Origin of the sequence: Pseudoalteromonas sp. PPB1 (genome assembly GCF_015356275.1) — a bacterium.
Lineage (GTDB): Bacteria > Pseudomonadota > Gammaproteobacteria > Enterobacterales > Alteromonadaceae > Pseudoalteromonas > Pseudoalteromonas rubra_D.
Genome location: NZ_JACEQV010000074.1, coordinates 1 through 1,512 on the forward strand (window position 1 = coordinate 1; position 1,512 = coordinate 1,512).

The 1,512-nt window shown below is 46.2% G+C and carries 1 protein-coding gene; it reads left to right on the forward strand.

Annotated features, from left to right (window positions below; translation table 11 throughout):
* Positions 1 to 1,512 (forward strand): RHS repeat protein (locus IY568_RS24335; RefSeq protein ID WP_194868962.1); only part of this gene is annotated, 1,512 nt, incomplete at both ends.

Below are 1,512 nucleotides of genomic sequence, written 5' to 3' on the forward strand. Positions count from 1 at the left end.
CGACCATGAGTACGGCTTCTGTTAACACCAGTATCTGGCGTTTAAAATCAGACATGACCTCAAGTTATGGTCGTAAGCAGGAAACAAGCTTTGTCACTGCGAACAGCACTAAGCCTTATCTGGTATATCCATCTAAAACGATCACTAAGCGCTATAACACAGACGTCAGCAGTCTGACGCTGATATCAACCAAAACTAAAACCGTGTCTTCGATAGATAGCTTCGGTAATCCAGTAAAACACAGCAGTGTGATTGATACGAAAAACGGTTACGCAAAGACGGAAAAAACGAATACGTATAGTTACAGCTATCATGGTGGCCGGGTTACCAAAACGGTGGAGACCAAGCGTTATCTGAACCGTTTGAATGGCACAAATAAAGGGAACTATCAGAATACCCACACCTCAACTTTTGCGTATGACAGTAAAGGACGGTTAATAAAGACCACTGCAGATAACGGTGTGGTGAAAAGCTATACTCTGAACAGCTATGGTCTGATCACTAAAGAAACCGTCTCTAAGTCAGGTTTACCCACCAAGACGCTGGAAACCTACTATGACAGTACTTACCGCTTGGTGACCGGTGAGAAGAACAGCCTCGGGCATCGCAGCACCATAGGTTATGACAGCCTGGGTCGCAAGTCTTATACCCAGACTGCCAATGGTCAGCGTACTTACTATACCTATAATAAACTGGGCCGTCTGACGGGAGAAGTTTCATCCCCGGCCGACAACACAAGCAAAACAGGCGCTAAGGCGCTGAGCACTAGTCAGAGTAAATACTGGTGTACCAGTGGCTGTATCAGTGGGGCTGCTTATTACGAGGAAAATACATCTGAAAGTGGCCCGACGAGCCGACAGTACTTTGATAAGTATGGTCGTTTGCTGCGTGAGTCTAGTATGTCTCTGAGTGGCACATTCATTAACGTTGATTACTTGTATGACACCAAAGGCCGTAAATACAAAGAGTCCATGCCTTACTTCCACGGTGGCACGCCACTTTGGAATGTGTACAAATACGATAAGCAAAACCGGGTTGTGCAGGTAACCAAGGCAGATGGCTCTATCTGGAAAACCGAGTACAACGGCGAGAGTGTGACCACGGTTAACCCGTCCAATCATAAACATACCCAGCTGAAGAATGTAATGGGCTTTCTGGTCAAGGTGACGGATGCCAACAATAAGTCGGCTTACTATGAGTATGATGAAAAAGGTAAAACCCGTCTGTTAACGGGCCCTAAGGGCAATAAGATCCAGGTTAGTTTTGATAAGTATGGTAACAAAACTCGGGTAATCGACCCGGATAAGGGCACGATCAATTATAGCTATAATGCCTATCATCAGTTGACTCGCGAGTCAGACAGCAATGGCAATGTGATCACGTATCAATACGATGTGCTGGGACGCTCAAAAGAGGTGCAGCGTAAGCGCGGTAGTAAACTGGAACATCATGCGGTCAATACCTATGACAGTGGTGCGTATGCCAAGGGGATGATTGCGGTGACGACCGATA